The 16,591-nt window shown below is 68.3% G+C and carries 13 protein-coding genes; 5 read left to right on the plus strand and 8 right to left on the minus strand.

The features are described from left to right. Positions 1 to 16: 16 nt before the first annotated feature. Positions 17 to 1,042: a LacI family DNA-binding transcriptional regulator gene (locus FIV50_RS14740; RefSeq protein ID WP_140038081.1), complete on the plus strand. Its 1,026-nt coding sequence runs from the start codon at positions 17 to 19 to the stop codon at positions 1,040 to 1,042. Here FIV50_RS14740 and FIV50_RS14745 read toward each other — a convergent pair. Continuing rightward, entirely contained in the window at positions 1,032 to 2,864 is a 1,833-nt protein-coding gene (locus FIV50_RS14745) for a beta-L-arabinofuranosidase domain-containing protein (RefSeq protein WP_181164237.1), read from the minus strand. The two genes, FIV50_RS14740 and FIV50_RS14745, sit on opposite strands and share 11 nt — an antisense overlap. 69 nt (positions 2,865 to 2,933) lie before the next feature. On the opposite strand from FIV50_RS14745, the gene FIV50_RS14750 reads away from it, so the two are divergent. Continuing rightward, positions 2,934 to 5,132, plus strand: a complete 2,199-nt coding sequence (locus tag FIV50_RS14750) for an alpha-galactosidase (protein WP_140038083.1) — start codon at positions 2,934 to 2,936, stop codon at positions 5,130 to 5,132. After that, positions 5,129 to 6,406: a glycoside hydrolase family 27 protein gene (locus tag FIV50_RS14755; RefSeq protein ID WP_258184295.1), complete on the plus strand. Its 1,278-nt coding sequence runs from the start codon at positions 5,129 to 5,131 to the stop codon at positions 6,404 to 6,406. The genes FIV50_RS14750 and FIV50_RS14755 overlap by 4 nt, the downstream gene beginning before the upstream one ends. A 17-nt stretch (positions 6,407 to 6,423) precedes the next feature. Here FIV50_RS14755 and FIV50_RS14760 read toward each other — a convergent pair whose 3' ends face one another. From FIV50_RS14760 to FIV50_RS14785, 6 genes are all read right to left on the minus strand, one after another. Next, positions 6,424 to 7,536, minus strand: a complete 1,113-nt coding sequence (locus FIV50_RS14760) for a Gfo/Idh/MocA family protein (RefSeq protein ID WP_140038084.1) — start codon at positions 7,534 to 7,536, stop codon at positions 6,424 to 6,426. Next, complete coding sequence (locus tag FIV50_RS14765) at positions 7,515 to 8,285, minus strand: ThuA domain-containing protein (RefSeq protein WP_140038085.1); 771 nt, start codon at positions 8,283 to 8,285, stop codon at positions 7,515 to 7,517. The genes FIV50_RS14760 and FIV50_RS14765 overlap by 22 nt, the downstream gene beginning before the upstream one ends. Continuing rightward, positions 8,282 to 10,591 carry a beta-glucosidase family protein gene (locus tag FIV50_RS14770; RefSeq protein ID WP_140038086.1) on the minus strand — a complete coding sequence of 770 codons (2,310 nt, stop codon included), beginning with the start codon at positions 10,589 to 10,591 and terminating at the stop codon, positions 8,282 to 8,284. The genes FIV50_RS14765 and FIV50_RS14770 overlap by 4 nt, the downstream gene beginning before the upstream one ends. Next, positions 10,588 to 11,493: a carbohydrate ABC transporter permease gene (locus FIV50_RS14775; RefSeq protein WP_140038087.1), complete on the minus strand. Its 906-nt coding sequence runs from the start codon at positions 11,491 to 11,493 to the stop codon at positions 10,588 to 10,590. The genes FIV50_RS14770 and FIV50_RS14775 overlap by 4 nt, the downstream gene beginning before the upstream one ends. Beyond that, positions 11,490 to 12,455 (minus strand): carbohydrate ABC transporter permease, encoded by a 966-nt coding sequence (locus FIV50_RS14780; protein WP_140038088.1) that lies wholly within the window; start codon positions 12,453 to 12,455, stop codon positions 11,490 to 11,492. The genes FIV50_RS14775 and FIV50_RS14780 overlap by 4 nt, the downstream gene beginning before the upstream one ends. A 64-nt stretch (positions 12,456 to 12,519) precedes the next feature. Then, positions 12,520 to 13,803 carry an ABC transporter substrate-binding protein gene (locus FIV50_RS14785; protein WP_181164238.1) on the minus strand — a complete coding sequence of 428 codons (1,284 nt, stop codon included), beginning with the start codon at positions 13,801 to 13,803 and terminating at the stop codon, positions 12,520 to 12,522. 236 nt (positions 13,804 to 14,039) lie between these two features. On the opposite strand from FIV50_RS14785, the gene FIV50_RS14790 reads away from it, so the two are divergent. Continuing rightward, positions 14,040 to 15,041 carry a LacI family DNA-binding transcriptional regulator gene (locus FIV50_RS14790; RefSeq protein ID WP_140038090.1) on the plus strand — a complete coding sequence of 334 codons (1,002 nt, stop codon included), beginning with the start codon at positions 14,040 to 14,042 and terminating at the stop codon, positions 15,039 to 15,041. Positions 15,042 to 15,086: 45 nt separating this feature from the next. Here the strand turns inward: FIV50_RS14790 and FIV50_RS14795 are convergent, their stop codons facing one another. After that, positions 15,087 to 15,701, minus strand: a complete 615-nt coding sequence (locus FIV50_RS14795) for a small multidrug efflux protein (RefSeq protein WP_140038091.1) — start codon at positions 15,699 to 15,701, stop codon at positions 15,087 to 15,089. Positions 15,702 to 15,922: 221 nt separating this feature from the next. Between FIV50_RS14795 and FIV50_RS14800 the strand changes: the two genes are divergently transcribed. Next, entirely contained in the window at positions 15,923 to 16,591 is a 669-nt protein-coding gene (locus FIV50_RS14800) for a GOLPH3/VPS74 family protein (RefSeq protein WP_140038092.1), read from the plus strand.

Genomic DNA, 16,591 nt, shown 5'->3' on the forward strand with positions numbered 1-16,591 from the left:
GCGCAAAAATGGTGCGATGAGCCCTCGACCGCGCATCACGCTCACCGATGTCGCAGGGCGTGCGGGCGTCAGCGTCGCCACAGCATCGCGCGCTCTGCGCGCGCGGGGCGAGATGGCGGCAGACACGCGGTCCCGTGTGCTGCATGCGGCGAGCGAGCTCGGCTACTCGACCGTCGGCCAGTCGCAGGGCCGTCCGCGGCGCGGGACCTCGCTGATGTTCGACCTGGTGCTCGGGCACTTCCACGATCCGTACACGGAGGAGATCACGGCAGGTGCCCGCACCACGGCCTCCGGACTGGGGTACGACCTCGTGCTGACGGCGGAGCGCGACGACCCGGCGGACGACTGGCCGGAGCGCATCCGCTCCCGAGGGTCGGCCGGTGTCATCGTCGGCCTGATCGTGCCGACCAGCACGCAGATAGCCGCCATGCGGCGGGCCTCGATACCGCTGGTGCTGATGGAGCCGCCTTCCGAGGCGTCGAGTCCCTTGCCGAGCCTGCGCACGACCGACAGCGCTGGCGGAGCGGCTGCGGCCAGGCACCTGGTCGAACGTGGCGCACGACGATTCGTGGTGATCGGCGGCGCACCGTCGTACCGCTACGGACGCGCCCGCGTCGACGGCTTCGTCCGCACCATCGACGGGGTCGCCCCCGGCGCCCCGTGCGTGCGCACCAGCGCGGACTGGAGCGCATGGGACGCGAGGAGGGCGTGCGCCCGCGCGCTCGCGGAGCTGCCGGGCGGCGGACCGATCGGAGTGTTCGCCTGCTCGGACGAGATGGCGGCCGGCGCGTACCGGGCGATCGCCGACAGCGGCCGCAGCATCCCCCACGATGTCATGGTCGTGGGCTTCGACGACGTGCGAGGGGCGCGATGGCTGCATCCACCGCTCACCACCATCCGTCAGCCGATCCGCGAGATGGCTTCAGAGGCCGTGCGCATCCTCGCTCAGGCGACGGCAGGCGGCGAGGTCTCGACCGAGGCCATCATCATGCCGACCGAGCTCGTCGAGCGCGGCTCGACCCGACGACTCCTCATCGAGTGACGGTCGGCCGCACCGGGAAGTAGACCGAGTACCGCTCGTCAGTCACCTCGTTGAGCGGGATGAAGCGCACGCCGGCATCTCGCCCGGTCGTGCGGTACCGCACCAGCCACTGCGTCCACTGCCGCTCGTCGTCGGCAGCGAGAAGGGTGGACGGCTCGAGGGGGTCGCCCTCGAGGAAGACCTCACGGTCGACGAGTCCTGCGAGGACGATCGGCCCTTCGGCGAATGCGACGGTGTCGGGCTCATCAGGGATCGACACGGTGCGCAGCGCGAACGGGAATTCGAGCTCGACGGTCGATTCGCCACCCGGGTGGTCCAGCTCGAGGAAGCGGCCGTCGCCGCGCCAGGACGCGGTCGACATCACCACCGGTTCGCCCGACGTCCACTCTGGGATCCTGAGTCGCACCCGCGCCGAGGCCCCGTCTGCCGACGTGACGGCGACCCGCACCCGCAACGACTTCGGACGGTGCAACTCACCACCCGGCCCGCCGTTCGCATCGGGACCGACGTAGCTCGCATCGTCACGGAGGTGAACCTCGACGCACACCCGCTCTCCCGCGGTCATCGCCTCCGCCCGCACCGGAAGATACTGGGCCACGGTGAGCGCGTCGTCGGCAGCGTAGATCGCAAGGGGCGCGACACGCGTATGCGCCTGCACGAGGGTCCCGTGACAGCACCAGAAGTCCTCGGTCGGCGTGCCCCACTGCTTGCGGGCGCCGCCCTCGAGAGGAAGGAAGTAGGCGACCATCCCCGTCTCCGGATGCTGCTGCGCGAGCAGTCCGTTGTGCAGATTCGCCTCGATGTAGTCGAGGTGCGCGGGGTCGCCGCGCCAGCGGTAGAGCACGTCGGCGAGACGGATCATGTTGTACACCGTGCAGTGCTCCTGCGTCTTCGCTCCGCGTCGCGCTGCGAAGGAGAACGGCGGCGTCCAGATCTCCCCGGAGGTCTGCCCGCCGGTGCAGAAGGTTCCACGGCGAGTGACCGCCCACTCCCAGTATTGCTCCACGACGCGCTTCCAGCGTTCTTCGCCCGTGACCTCGTATGCACGCGCCGCGCCGAGCACCTCGGGGATCGTTGTGTTGGCGTGCATGTTGGTGAGCGCGTCTTCCCCAGCCGAGAGCGCGTCGAACAGCGAGGAGTGCCAGTAGAGCTCGAGGAGCTCGCGATACAGGTCGTCGCCTGTGGCCTCGAGAAGATCGGCCCACACCTCCAGCATCCCCCCGGTCTCCATGTCGAGGATGCGCTGGAACCTCTCCCGTTCGAAGCCACGGGCCCAAGCGGCGATGGAGCCGGCCGCGCGATGGGCGATCTGCAGCGCTCGCTCCTCCCCGAGGTCTCGATAGACGTCGACGAGCCCCATGAAGGTCTTGTGGATCGCATACTGGGGCGCCCAGACGTCGCGCTCCTCCGCGAGCCGTCGGAGGAACGACGGCGGCGTCGCGAAGACCCATGCACCCCCGTTCTCCTCCTGGCATCGCGCGAGCAGTTCGAGCACGCCATCGAGCTTGGCGCGCAACACGACATCGCCCGTCACCGCGGTCTCCCGGGCCGCCGCCGACATCCAGTGCCCGAGGAAGTGCCCGCGCAGTAGCGAGCCCGGCGTCTCCCACCCCCAGTGCCGATCCAGCCCCCTGTCGATAGCTGACGAGCCGGAGGGCTGCAGATGCCACGCCTGGTCTCCGATCCCCGCCTCGATCAGGTGGTTCTGCACCAGGTTCCGCTCCGAGAGCGAAACGAGGTACTCGCGGTTGCGGCGTTGACGCCGGTCGAACGTCCCCGCCGTCAGGCGCACTGACGAGGGAGGGAGAGCGTAAGCGAACATGGATCCTCCTGAATCGCGAGATCGATCTCTGACTGTACTGCAGTGAGGTGGGCGTGCAGAATGGTCGACATGCAATCCGCTCGTGTGATCCACCTCACTGCTCGCGATGTCTCGCTCGTTCTCGCAGCATTCACGGACGAACTCCCGGTCATCCTTCATTGGGGAGCGCGGATCAGCGCGACCGATGACGACCTGCTCACCTTCGCTCTCGCCGGCCGAAGGCCTGGTCTCTCCGACATTTCTGACATTCCCTACCGCCCTTCTCTCCTCCCCGAGCACAGCCGTGGGTGGTTCGGCCGCCCCGGAGTGAGCGCGCATCGCGCGGGTCGCGGATGGGCACCGTCGTTCGTCCTCGCCAAGATCGATGTCGACGGATCGCCCGTGTCGGCACCTGTGACGCAGGCGGGAGCAACGTCGATCCGCCTCGATGCACGCGACGACGAAGCCCAGATCGACCTCCGACTGGAGATCGATCTCACCACTGCGGGCCTTCTGCGACTGAGAGGCTGCATCCGCAACGGCGCAGCGAGCGGAGCGGAGGTCGACCTGCTCGAGGTCGAGGACCTCATGGTGGCGGTGCCGGTCCCGACCAAAGCGACCGAGATCCTCGACTTCTCAGGCCGCTGGGCGCACGAGCGCATTCCGCAACGGCACCGCGTGGCGCGTGGCGCGCACACACGTCCATCACGGCGCGGGCGCACGGGGCTGGACGCCACGACCGTGATGCTCGCCGGCACGCCGGGGTTCTCGTCAGAGTCGGGTGAGGTCTGGATGTTCCACGTCGGCTTCAGCGGCGACCACGAGCACGCCCTCGAACGCGGGGACGGGTCTCTGGCGTTTCGCGGCGGAGAGCTTTTGCTGCCGGGGGAGATCCGACTCGCGCCCGGAGCCGAGTACGTCGGCCCATGGGTGTACGGCAGCTACGGCGAGGGCTGGGACGACGCGTCCGCCCGGTTCCATGCGTTCCTGCGCGGCATCTCACGATCTGCGAAACGGAACAGACCGGTCACTCTCAATGTCTGGGAAGCGGTGCACTTCGACCAGGATGCCGCCAGTCTGATCGATCTCGCGGAGCGCGGCGCTGCGCTCGGGGTCGAGCGGTTCGTGCTCGACGACGGCTGGTTCCGTGGGCGCAGCGACGACCGCGCTGGGCTCGGCGACTGGTCGCCCGATCCCGTCGCCTGGCCGGAGGGTCTGCAACCGCTCGCGGACCGCGTCAGAGACCTGGGGATGGAGTTCGGTCTGTGGGTCGAGCCCGAGATGATCAACGAGGACTCCGCTCTCGCCCGCGCCCATCCCGACTGGATTCTGCGTGCCCGGGCGGAGGTTCCCGCGCGATACCGCTTCCAGCAAGTGCTCGATCTCACGCAGCCCGGAGCGTTCGGGCACATACTCGAGTCGCTCGATGCGCTGATCCGTGACATCGGCGTGAGCTACCTCAAGTGGGACCACAATCGCGACCTCGTGTCGGCCGGGCACCCGGCGACGGGTGCGCCAGCCGTGCACGCCCAGACCCTCGCGCTCTACCGGCTGCTCGACGAACTGCGCACGCGCCACCCCGACCTCGAGATCGAGAGCTGCGCTTCCGGTGGCGGCAGGGTCGACCTCGGCATCCTGGAGCGCAGCGATCGCATCCACCCCTCCGACAGCCATGATCCGGTCGATCGCTTCGAGATCCTGCGGAACACCGGGCTCCTCGTGCCGCCCGAGATGATGGGTTCGCACGTCGCATCTCCGATCTCGAGCGCGACGGGACGCACATCCGACCTGCACTTCCGGTGTGCCGTGGCCTTTCTCGGGCACTTCGGCATCGAGTGGGACATCCGCGAGCTGAGCGACGCCGAGCAGACCCAACTGTCCAGGTGGATCGCCCGGTTCCGCCGTCATCGCCCGCTCATCCAGACCGGGCGCACCGTCGGCAGCGGGGAGGACGACCCGTCTGCACCGTCGATGCGCGGCATCATCGCCCCCGACGGCAGCGAGGCGCTGTACACGGTGGTGACACCCAGCAAGACGGCCGACACTCTGGCGCCCCTCCGCTTCCTCGGACTGGACGCCGAGCGCCGGTACCGGCTGACAGCGAGCGTGCCGGAAACGCTCGGACCGCCCTGGCAGGTTCCCGACTGGCTGCGTGCCCCCGATCTCGACGACGACGGGCCCGCACCGGTGCTCTCCGGAGCGCTGCTGTCGACCGCAGGGCTGGAGTTCCCGACGTTCCATCCGGAGCGCGCGGTGGTCGTGCACCTGCGCGCCGAGGCGTCGTCATGATCTCCGCCAGGCGAGCCGCCGCACTGCTGCCGCCGATGGGCTGGAACAGCTGGGACTGCTTCGGCTCCTCGGTCACCGAGGAGGAGGTCATCCGCAACGCCGAATTCCTTGCCGAGCACCTCGCTCCGTTCGGCTGGGACACGGTGGTGGTCGACATCCAGTGGTACGAGTCCGATCCGGGGCATCACGACTATCGCGAGGAGTCTCGGCCGGAGCTCGACCCGTGGGGGCGACCGCTTCCGGCCCTGAGCCGATTCCCGTCGGCATCCGCGGGTTCGTTCCGTCCGCTGGCCGACCGCATCCACTCGCTCGGACTGCGCTTCGGTGTGCATGTCATGCGCGGTGTGCCGCGAGCGGCTGCAAAGCGGCGTCTGCCGGTGCGTGGCGCTCCCGGCGCGACGTGCGCGAGCATCGCGGATCAGACGAATATCTGCCCCTGGAACCCCGACAACTTCGGCGTCGACATGAGCACACAGGGGGCGCAGGAGTACTACGACTCCTTGGCGGCGCAGTTCGCCGAGTGGGGAGTGGACTTCATCAAGCTCGACGATGTGCTCTACCCGCCCGTGCAGGCAAAGGAGATCGCAGCGTTCTCGCGCGCCATCGATCGCAGTGGCCGGCCGATGCTCCTGAGCCTCTCCCCCGGCAAGCAGCTGTCGACCGAGCATCTGGAGGCGCTGCGTACCCATGCGCAGCTCTGGCGGGTCTCCGACGATCTCTGGGACGAGTGGCCTCAGGTGCGCGAGCAGTTCCAGCGAGCGGCCCGATGGGCACCGCTCCAGCAGACGGGAGCCTGGGCGGATGCTGACATGCTGCCTTTCGGGCGGATCGGCATCCGCGGGCACGTCGGCCGCGATCGGCTCAGCCGGCTCACGATCGAAGAGCAGCGCACAGTGATGACGCTCTGGTGCCTGATGCGCTCCCCGCTGATGTTCGGAGGGCACCTGCCGGACACTCCGGGCGACACCCTAGAGCTGCTGACCCGGCGTGAGGTGCTGGCGCTGCGCGAGGGCCGCGATGCGAGGGAGATCGTGCGCGACGGAGATCTCGTGATCTGGAGGGCCCGCGTCGGAGGCCGCGAGTACCGAGCCCTGTTCTGGTTGGGTGATGAGCCGAAGACGCTCCGTGCACACGTCGACGATCTCGGTCTGGCTGCGGACGCATCCGTCAGGGGGTGCACCGACGCATGGTCGGGCACGACGGTGTCGTTGGATGACGGATGGCTCGAGGTCGACGTCCCGACGCACGGAACTCGCCTGCTCGTCTTCGGCTGAGTCGCGACCCGGAGGAGTCAGCGCGGCGGGCCCCCGGCCCACTCGCTCAGCCGGTCGGCGATCTCGTCCTCCCCTGCGGCGTGGGCTTCGGCAAGCGCGACCGCCCCCGCCCGCGCGAAGACCGCGTCCAGCTCGACGCGAGCGCCGGTCGCCGAGGACTCCACCGCGGCCTCGACCATCGCAAGGCTGCGGATGTTGCGACTGATCTCGCCGGACGGCGCCTCCCGCCCGTCCAGCGCCGACAGGAACTCGGTGAGCGCAGCGTCCAGCCCCTCCTGATCTGGAATCACCGGCAGATGCCGAACCGGACCTTCCTCCCTCTGGAGCCGCACGGCGTTCTCTCCGTCCCATGTCGCCGAGCCACCGGGAGCGCTCGCGCGCCAGTCCCCGTTCCACGACGTCGTCAGCCCGTCGGCGCACCAGCTTCCTGCATAGCCGAAGCGCGAGCCGTTCGAGAAGCGGAAGGTCGCCTGCGCCGCAGCCGCCCCGCGATACCAGCTCCATGACGGCGAGAACTCCTCGCAGTACACCGACTCAGGTTCGCTGCCGAGCAGGTATCGCGCCTGGTCGAACTGGTGGATCGCCATGTCGACCAGGAGCGGCGAAGGCATCTCGTCACGGAACCCGCCGAAGCGCGGGTTCTGAAAGAACTGCGTCTCGAGGTGCTCCGCGCCGCCGAGATCGCGCAGCGCGTGGTGGAACGCACTGATCCCGGCCGAATGCCGACGCGACTGACTCGTCGCGAGAAGCACCCCTCGAGCGGCGCTCAGTGCGCTGAGCCACATGGCGTCCGCCACCGTCGGAGTCGCCGGCTTCTCGCTGAGCACGGGCACGTCGGCGCGGATCGCGGTCTCGCTCACCGCCCGGTGAGCCTCCGGGATCGTGACGTTCAGCAGCAGATCGGCCGGCGCCTCGCGGAGCGCTTCCGCCACGTCGTCGAAGACCGGCACGTTCCAGCCGCGCTCGGTCGCTGCAGCACGCGCCGTCGATGTGTCGATATCGACGACGGCCGCTGGGCGCAGACCTTCCCTCGCCTCCACGACGTCCATCCATGCGCGCCCCATCCCCCCGGCGCCCACGACGACGACGTCACGCACCACGGCATCCGTCACTGCAGCGTCCCGTCCCACTCGCGCGGCGTCTGGAACTCGCCCTCGCGGTGCATCGTGATCCGCGGTCGGGTGCGCGGTCGGTCCTGGAACGCCCAGGCGACGGCGTTGGCGAGCACCCGTTTGATCTCCGGCTGGTGGTACACCGGGTAGTCCTGGTCGCCGGGCGAGAAATAGAAGATGCGCCCATAGCCGCGTGTGAAGGTCATCCCCGAGCGGAAGACCTCACCCCCGGTGAAGCTCGACACGAACACCAGCTCATCGGGAGCAGGCAGGTCGAAGAACTCTCCGTACATCTCCTGCGCGGGGATCACGAGCGGTTGCGGTACGCCCTCTGCGATCGGATGCGCCGGGGCGACCGTCCACACCACCTCGCGATCGGTGCCCTGCCGCCAGCGCAGACTGCAGGTCGTCCCCATGAGACGGATGAAGATCTTCGAGAAGTGCGCCGAATGCAGGGGGATGAACCCCATCCCGCCGAGCACATGCCGATGCACGCGCTCCACCACCTCGTCGTCCACGGCATCATGTCGCAGATGCCCCCACCAGAGCAGCACATCTGTGTCGGCGAGCCGATCGTCACCGAGGCCGTGTTCGGGATCATCGAGCGTGGCCGTCTCGACCACCGCGCGGCCCCCGAGGAGCTCGCGCAGACCCGCCGCGATCGTACCGTGCATCGTGTCGGGGTAGATCCGCTGCGGGATCTCGTCGTGCTTCTCGTGATGATTCTCGCCCCACACCAGCACGCGCGTCGGCCGCTCGGCACTCATTCCTCATCCTCTCCGTGGTCGACGTCCCATGCGGTTCTTCCCGCGCGGGCAAGCACCAGATGCCGCCGTCCCGTGATCCTGACGGAGGTCGCACAGGAGCGGTCGGCGACCGAAGGCCCCGCGGCGAGCACGACGGTGCCGGGGTCGACGCTGAGCCTCCCGTCGACACCGGTCGCGGCGAGACGCGCAGCCTCCAGAGTGAAACGCACGATACGGCGTGCTCCTGAAGGGATGCCGACACGAGCGAAACCGACGAGCTGCGCCTCCGGACGCACGACCGGGCCCGATGCGAACGACACGTAGAGCTGCACCACCTCGACCGCCGACGCACCCGAATTCCGCACGGTGACGGCTATCTCGACCGCGCCGTCAGTGGGGAGCTCCGCCGGCGCGTCAATGGACTCGTATTCGACGCGACCTCGCGTCAGGCCGTGGCCGAACGAGTAGAGCGGCGTCGGGTCGGCCACCGTGATGCCCGCGTTGTGCCGACCGAGCGGAGGCTCGAGGTAGGTGGTCGACGCCGAGGGCGAGCGCGGTATTTGCACTGGCAGCCGCCCGCTCGGCTCGACGCGACCCGACAGGATCCCGGCGATCGCCCCGGCGCCCTCGGCACCGGGGAAGAAAGCCTGCACGATCGCGCGCGATGCGCCGTACTCCCCCAACGCGTACGGCCGCCCGGAGACGACGACGAGCACCGTCGGCACCCCGGTGGCAAGCACCGCCCGCACGAGGTCGTGCTGACGGCCGGGCAGTCGGAGATCGGGGGCGTCGCATCCCTCGCCCGACGTGCCTGCGCCGAAAAGGCCCGCCACATCGCCCACGACGACCACCGCGACGTCGCTCTCGCGCGCCGCCTGCACCGCCGCCGCGATCTCCTCGGCGTCGTCGAGGATCTCGCAGCCGCGGACGAAGCGCACCTCGCCCAGCCCTGGTTCGGTGCGCAGCGCCGCCTCGATCGTCGGGATGGTGATGCCGGGGTCGTGCCCGGGGTACTTCGTGAGCACGTGGTTCGGAAAGGCGTAGCACCCGAGCAGACTCCGATACTCGGCCGCGGCGGGTCCGATCAGCGCGACGCGGGAATCGCCGGAGAGCGGCAGGATGCCGTCGTCCTCCAGCAGCACGATCGACTCCTCGGCGATCCGCAGGGACAGCGCACGGTTTCGGTCGCTGTCGAGATCGACGTCCTCGGCCCCTTCCGGCACAGCCGAGGCAGCGTCGAGGAGGCCAGCTTCGATCTTGTGTCGCAGATGACGCACGGCTGCGCGATCGATGTCGCTCTCGTCGACGAGACCCTCACGGACCAGACGAGGCAGCGCGGCGTACGCGACCGTCGACGGCAGTTCGACGTCGACCCCCGCGCGGAGCGCGAGCGCGGCGGCTTCGGCGGCATCCGCCGCAACCCGGTGCATGGAGACGAGGAAGGGGATCGCCCAATAGTCGGCGACGACGGTGCCGTCGAACCCCCACTCCGTGCGCAGGACGCCGTCGAGCAGTGCGCGGTTGCCGGTGCTCGGGATCCCGTCGACGTCGGTGTACGCGGTCATGACGCTACGCGCACCTCCCTGTCTCAGCGCTGTCTCGAACGGCGGGAGTACGGTGTCGGCGAACTCGCGCGGGCCCATGCTGACCGGTCCGTGATTGCGCGCGCCCCTCGACGCGGCATAGCCGGCGAAGTGCTTCAACGTGGCGATGATCCCGGCGCTTTCGAGCCCTGCCACGTACGCGGCACCGAGCTGCCCGACGAGGTACGGGTCTTCGCCGAGGGTCTCCTCGACCCGCCCCCATCGGTAGTCCCGCACCACGTCGAGCACGGGCGCGAGCCCCTGGTGCACGCCGATGGCCCGCATGTCGTCGCCGATCGCCCGGGCCATCTCCCGCACCAGATCGTCGTCGAAGGTCGCAGCCCATGCGAGCGGCGCGGGGAACGCGGTCGCCCCGAAGGCCGCGAGACCGGTCAGACATTCCTCGTGCACGATCGCGGGAATCCCCAGCCGTTGGTTCCCGATCACCCGACGCTGCAGGGTGCGCAACTTCGTGACCCCCTCACGCAGGCTGATCGGTGCCGTGCCGAAAACCCGGGTGAGCTGGCCGAGGCCCTGCGCGAACGGATCGACGACGGCATCCGCGAGGTCGTCCGACAGTCGGGGCGCGAAGGCGTCGGCGCTGTCGGTGAGCCACACCGACCCCAGCTGGGCGACCTTCTCCTCGAGGGTCAGCTGATCGACCAGCGCCTGCGCACGCTCGCGCGCGCTCAGCGTCGGGTCGCGCCATCGATCCTGATCGACGACGCTCAGCTCGACCGTCATCCCTTGAACGCCCCGTCCATGATGCCCGCGACCATGCGGCGTCCGACGAAGAAGAAGACGATGAGCAGCGGCAGGGTCGCCATGAACGAGCCGCCCATCGTCAGCGCCAGGTCGATGGTGCGGTTCGCCTGCAGCTGCTTGAGCGCGATCTGCACGGTGAAGAGTTCAGGCGACTTGAGCACGATGAACGGCCACATGAAGTCGTTCCACACGCCCGTGAAGGTGATCAGCCCCAGCACGAACGCAGCTGGCCGCACGACGGGAAAGCCGATGCGCCAGAAGATCTGCCAGCTGTTGGCGCCGTCGATACGCGCCGCGGCCATCAGCTCGTCGTTCAGCGTCGTCGAGAGGTGCTGACGCATCCAAAAGATCCCGAACGCGCTCGCGAGGCCCGGCAGGATGATCGCCTGCAGGGTGTCGACCCAGTCGAGCCACGAGATGATCAGGTACTGCGGGATCACGCTGAGCTGGGCCGGCACCGTCATCGTCAGAAGCACGATGAGGAATAGAGCGTTGCGGCCGGGGAACTGCAGCTTCGCGAATGCGAATCCCGCCAGTGCGCACAGCAGCGAGGTGACGACGGCCACCGTGAGCGACACGATCACGCTGTTCAACAGCGACTGCAGGAACGGTACGGTCGCGAACACCTTGGCGGCGATGTCGAAGAAGTTGAAGCCGGGGTACAGCCGCGGCGGGATCGACGTGACGGCCGAGGCTCCCACCGAGGCGATCACGAACATGTAGTACAGCGGGAAGACGCTGATCAGGACCGCGACGATCAGCAGCGCGTAGACGGGCCACGACACCTTGCCGACACGACCGCCGCGGCCGCGGCGACGACGCCCGGGGGCCTCTGGCTCGACCGGCGACACCAGCGTCGCCTCCTGCGTCACGTGGGTCATGCGCGTGCCTTCCTGGTGCGGGTGGTGAGGTAGAAGTTGATCAGCGAGACGACCACCACGATGACGAACAGCGCCACCCCGATCGCCGAGCCGTACCCAAATTCGAACTGCCCGAAGCCCTGTTCGTAAAGGAAGAGGGCGAGCGTCTGGCACTGACGACCGCCGCCGCAGGTCAGCCCGGATTCGGGTGCGACGAGCAGCGGCTCGGTGAAGATCTGGAGTCCGCCGATCGTCGACATGATCACGGTGAAGATGATGATCGGCCGGAGTGACGGAATCGTCAGGTGGATGAACTGCTGCCAGCCGGACGCCCCGTCAACGGATGCCGCTTCATACATCTCGCGCGGAAGCGCCTGGAGCCCCGCCAGATACAGCAGGGTGTTGTAACCGAACCAGCGCCACATCACCATCGACGAGATGACGATCCACGAACCCAGCTGCGACGACATGAAGTTAACCGCCGGCGCCCCGACGAGATCGAGGATCCAGTTGATGAGGCCGAAGTTCTTGTCGAAGATCTGCGCGAACACGAGCGCCGTCGCGGCGACCGACGTGATGTACGGGATGAGCAGCGCCATCCGGAAGAAGTTCGCCATCTTGAGCGTGGCGTGATTGAGCAGATGCGCGAGGCCCAGGGCGAGCAGCAGCTGCGGGATCGTGGAGATCAGGAAGATCCCGAAGGTGTTGACGAAGGCGTTCCAGAACCGCGGGTCCTGGAAGAGCCGCTCGAAGTTCGCCAGCCCGACGAACGTCTGCTCGCCGATCGGATTCCAGTCGAAGAGCGCCACGTAGAACGTGAACACCAGCGGGAAGAGTCCGAAGACCGCGAAGATGACGAAGAACGGCGCGACGTAGAGGTACGGCGCGAGGCGTTCGGCGAACGGCTGTGTGATCTTGCGGGTCGGTGGCCGGTCACGCCGGCGGATCTTCTGGACGGGAATTGCGGTCGCTGTCGCGGTCATGGTCCTACCTCGGTGGGGATGGTGGCCCGCCGTCCCTGCGCGGGCCACCATCGGTCGATGGGTGTCAGCCGCCGATCGCGGCTTTGGCGCTGTCCAGGCCCGTATTCCAGGCGTCGGACGGCTTGACGTTGCCGGCCTCCATGTCGACCAGGGCGTTTAGCAGCGCAGCGCCGATCGCGCTGGTGTCAGGACCGTTGTAGAAGGAGCTGAACTCCAGCACCGAGTCGCTGATGGTCGCACCGATCGGGGTGTCACCGAAGAACGGGTCTGTGTAGCTGCGCACCTCCTCGCTCTCGAGTGCTTCGTTCGCGGCGGGGAAGGTGCCGGTCGTCGCGAAGTGCTCGGTCTGCCCTTCGGGGGAAAGCATGGTCTCGATGTACTGCCAGGCCGCCTCTGGGTTGTCGGCTCGCGCGGGGATCGCGATGACGCTGCCACCCCAGTTGCCGCCGACACCCGGGATCGAAGCGAGACGCCACAGGCCCTCGGTGTCGGGCGCATCGGTCTTGATACCGGAGAGCATCCACGAGGGAGCGGTCGTGACGGCGAAGGCGCCGTTCGCCTTGCCGGGAGCCCAGCCGGATGACCAGGCCGGGATGCTGGCGCTGATGCCGGCGTCGTACGTACGCACGGCGATGTCGAACGCCTCTTCGACCTCGGGGTTCTTGTCGTAGACCAGTTCGCCGTCGGGTGAGTAGTACTTCTCGCTCACCTGATTGACCGTCGAGAAGAACACGCTCGTCTCGACGTTGTCGACGAACGGCTCGCCGGTCGCGGCCGTGTACTTCTCGCCCATCTCGATGAACTTGTCCCACGTCGACCACATCTCGGCCACCTCCGCCGGATCTGTCGGAAGCCCCGCCGCTTCGAAGAGATCGGCGCGGTAGGCGAAGCTCAGCCCGCCGACGTCGGTCGGGATGCCGATGATCGAGCCGTCTTCGGCCGTCGCGCCGGCGATCGCCCAATCGAGGTAGTCGTCGCCGACGTCGTCGCCGCCGAGCGTGCGGAGGTCGACGAAGTTCCCCGGGTTCTCAACGAACTTGGGCAGATCGTCGCTCTGGATCATGACGAGGTCGGGCACGCGGCCGCCGGCGAGGGCAGCGGTGAGAGCGGTGGCCGTCTCGGTCGTGCTGCCGACCTCGCTCAGCTTCACCTTGGCGTCGGGATTCTTCTCCAGGTATCTGTCGACGGAGTCCTTCTGTCCGATGCCGGTGAACGACCAGAACTCGAACTCGGCGTTCGGATCCCCCGATCCGGATTCCGATCCTGATCCGCCGGACGAGCATCCGGAGATCAGCAGCGCGAATGCGCCGAGTGCGGCGATGGGCAGGGCCAGTTTGCGACGGTTCACAACAGCTCCTCTTCTTCGGGGATTTGTGAGTGCGGACGACTTGACGATCAGTCTGAGAGATCGATCTCTCGTTTGCGTCACAGTAGCCAAGATCCCCGGGGAGGGCAACCCTCTGATTGACGGATCGAGGATCTCATTTCTCGGACTTGCACCGGGAGAACGCGCCGGATTCGTGCAATGATCTCTTCATCGAGAGAACGATCTTCGATCCATCACCGAACTCTGCGGAGAGAGCCATGGCCAGACCCACCGTCGTCGACGTCGCGCAGGCAGCGGGAGTCTCGCGCGCCACAGCAGCCCGCGTGCTGGCCGGCGCGACCAATGTGGACCCCGTGATGACGCAGGCCGTCGTGCGGGAGGCCGAGCGCCTCGGCTACGAGACGAACTTCGCGGCCAGGGTCCTGCGCGGCGGGCGCGCCGGGGCCGTCGGACTCGTCATCGCCTTCGAGGAACTCGGCAGCCACAGCGGCACGTTCTTCACTGCGGTGCTCAAGGGAGCGGCCAAAGGTCTGGCGGCCGGCGAAGTGCAGCCGGTGCTGCTGCCGGCCGACCAGGAGGACCTCGATCGCATCCCGCGCTTCCTCCGCTCCGGCGCCCTCGACGGCGCCATCGTCATCCTGCAGCACGAGATCACGCACCTCGTCGATCGATTGGCCGACTCACCCGTTCCGATCGCCTGGGTCGGTCGCCCGCACGCCGACATCGGTCCCGACCCCATCGTGATCGACTCAGACAACTACGGCGGCGGCGTGCTCGCCGCCCGCGCCCTCGTAGAGGCGGGTCGCCGGTCGATCGGGATCATCACCGGCCCGCTCGATCTCGAGCAGGCGAGGGACCGCACGCGCGGCTGGACCGATGAGCTCGCACGGCACGGCATCACCCCAGGTCCGATCGTTCACGGAGACTTCACGCTCGACAGCGGGACGGCCGCGATGGCGAGACTGCTGCAGCGCGCCCCCGACCTCGACGGCATCTTCGCCTCCTCCGACCTGATGGCCGCAGGGGCGCTGCGGGTCCTGCAGGCCGCCGGACGACGCGTGCCGACAGACGTCTCGGTCGTCGGGTTCGACGACATCCTCATCGCCGGCACCTCCGATCCGCCGCTGACGACTGTCCGTCAGCCCCTCGAGGAGATGGGGAGAGCAGCGGCCGACACGCTGCTGGCCACGATCCGCGGCCTCCCGGCCGAGAAAGAGCAGCTACTGCCGACCTCCCTGATCCACCGCGAATCTCTCTGACCCTTCGCCGATTCACACCCGACGCGAGGTACAGCGGCGCGGCCCTCACCAGCCCAGCAGAGCGAGCAGTCCCGTAGCAGCCGCCGCGACGGCTCCTGTCCACAGCACGATCGCGATGATCTGCCACAGGATGACCCACTCCTTGCGCACGCCGGATGCGACGAAGAAGGCAGCGGTGAGCATCGTCGGAAGGGCGATGGGTGCCAGGATGCTGGCGCCGGGGACGCCGAACCTGACCAGCCAGCGCCGCAGCTTGGTGCGTCCCTTCCCGCGCCGCGTCGTGTCATCCTCGCCGGCAGCCGCGGATCCGGAGACCGAGTCGGCATCGGATGCCGTCGCCGTGGCGATCGTCGACATCGCCAGCCCGGAGCCTCCGCCCTCTGCTGCGGACGAGGTCGCCGCCGATCGCGACGCGCGACGCGCGACGACGCCGCCGCGGATCCGCGAGCCGAGCAGCACGACCGCGATCACGCAGAGCACGTTGCCGGTGATGGCGGCGAGCGCAGCGACGATCGGGTTGATCCCCGCGATGATGCCGAACGCCGCGGCACCCTCGCCCTCGATGTACGGGATGGCTGCGACGAGCGCGACCATGACCGGCTGCAGGATCTCGGGAACCTGGTTGATGAAGTCCTGCAACCAGGGATAGGGGTTGTCCATCGGTCGTATCTCCTTCTGTCGGATGCCGCGAACGGGTGTGCCGCGGATGTCTGCAGGCAGTCAAGACCGTGTGCCCGGGACAGGGTCAAGCGTGAAGTCTCTGCTCACCCGATCCCCTTGACCGTGTGGTCGGAACAGGGTCTTGAGTGTGTGTCTACAGGCGTTCGTGACGACCGTGACGACGGGTCGCGGCCGCGACGCCGCAGACCCAAGGAGCACCCATGTCGGAAGAACCCCTGATCGTCGAAGACACCCTGCTCCTGCTCTTCCAACCCGATTCGGGCATCATCGCCGGCGAGAACATCCTCTTCTACGTGCTCGGCGGTGCCGTGCTGGCCGACCTGGCGCTCGCCGGTCGGGTCGAGGCCGAAGAACAAGGACTCTTCACCCGGGTGCGCGCAGCCGGCGACGGCGATGCGCCCGACCCGCTCCTCGCACCGGCACTGACGTCGCTGTCGAAGAAGCCTCAGGACGTCCAGGCCGTTCTCGCCGGCATCGGCCCCCAGCTGCGGGGCCCGGTCCTCGACCGTGTCGTCGCACGGGGTGACCTGCACCGTGCGGAAGGCAAGGTCCTCGGGCTCTTCCCGACGACCAAGCTCACTCTCGCCAGCGAACGTCGCTCCGACCTCATCCGCAGCGTGCGAGCGGCGCTCATCGACGGCGACGCTCCCGACCCCCGCACCGCCGCGAGCATCGCCCTCCTGTCGGCGAGCGGCACCCTCCCCCAGTTCCACGCGGAGATCCCCTGGGGCAGCGACGTCTATACGCGGGCGAAGCAGCTCGAGGACGGCGACTGGGGTGCCGCCGCGGCATCGAGCGCAGTGGTGCGCACGATGAACGCCGTCATCATGAACACCGTGATCGCGGCGACCGTGCTTCCGCGTCTGTGA

Origin of the sequence: Microbacterium foliorum (assembly GCF_006385575.1) — a bacterium.
Lineage (GTDB): Bacteria > Actinomycetota > Actinomycetes > Actinomycetales > Microbacteriaceae > Microbacterium > Microbacterium foliorum_B.

Coding starts and splice junctions, on each gene's coding strand:
- FIV50_RS14780 (WP_140038088.1), bottom strand. CDS start 12,455: ATGACCGCGACAGCGACCGCAATTCCCGTCCAGAAGATCCGCCGGCGT.
- FIV50_RS14800 (WP_140038092.1), top strand. CDS start 15,923: ATGTCGGAAGAACCCCTGATCGTCGAAGACACCCTGCTCCTGCTCTTC.
- FIV50_RS14770 (WP_140038086.1), bottom strand. CDS start 10,591: ATGACGGTCGAGCTGAGCGTCGTCGATCAGGATCGATGGCGCGACCCG.
- FIV50_RS14750 (WP_140038083.1), top strand. CDS start 2,934: ATGCAATCCGCTCGTGTGATCCACCTCACTGCTCGCGATGTCTCGCTC.
- FIV50_RS14755 (WP_258184295.1), top strand. CDS start 5,129: ATGATCTCCGCCAGGCGAGCCGCCGCACTGCTGCCGCCGATGGGCTGG.
- FIV50_RS14740 (WP_140038081.1), top strand. CDS start 17: ATGAGCCCTCGACCGCGCATCACGCTCACCGATGTCGCAGGGCGTGCG.
- FIV50_RS14765 (WP_140038085.1), bottom strand. CDS start 8,285: ATGAGTGCCGAGCGGCCGACGCGCGTGCTGGTGTGGGGCGAGAATCAT.
- FIV50_RS14795 (WP_140038091.1), bottom strand. CDS start 15,701: ATGGACAACCCCTATCCCTGGTTGCAGGACTTCATCAACCAGGTTCCC.
- FIV50_RS14790 (WP_140038090.1), top strand. CDS start 14,040: ATGGCCAGACCCACCGTCGTCGACGTCGCGCAGGCAGCGGGAGTCTCG.
- FIV50_RS14745 (WP_181164237.1), bottom strand. CDS start 2,864: ATGTTCGCTTACGCTCTCCCTCCCTCGTCAGTGCGCCTGACGGCGGGG.
- FIV50_RS14775 (WP_140038087.1), bottom strand. CDS start 11,493: ATGACCCACGTGACGCAGGAGGCGACGCTGGTGTCGCCGGTCGAGCCA.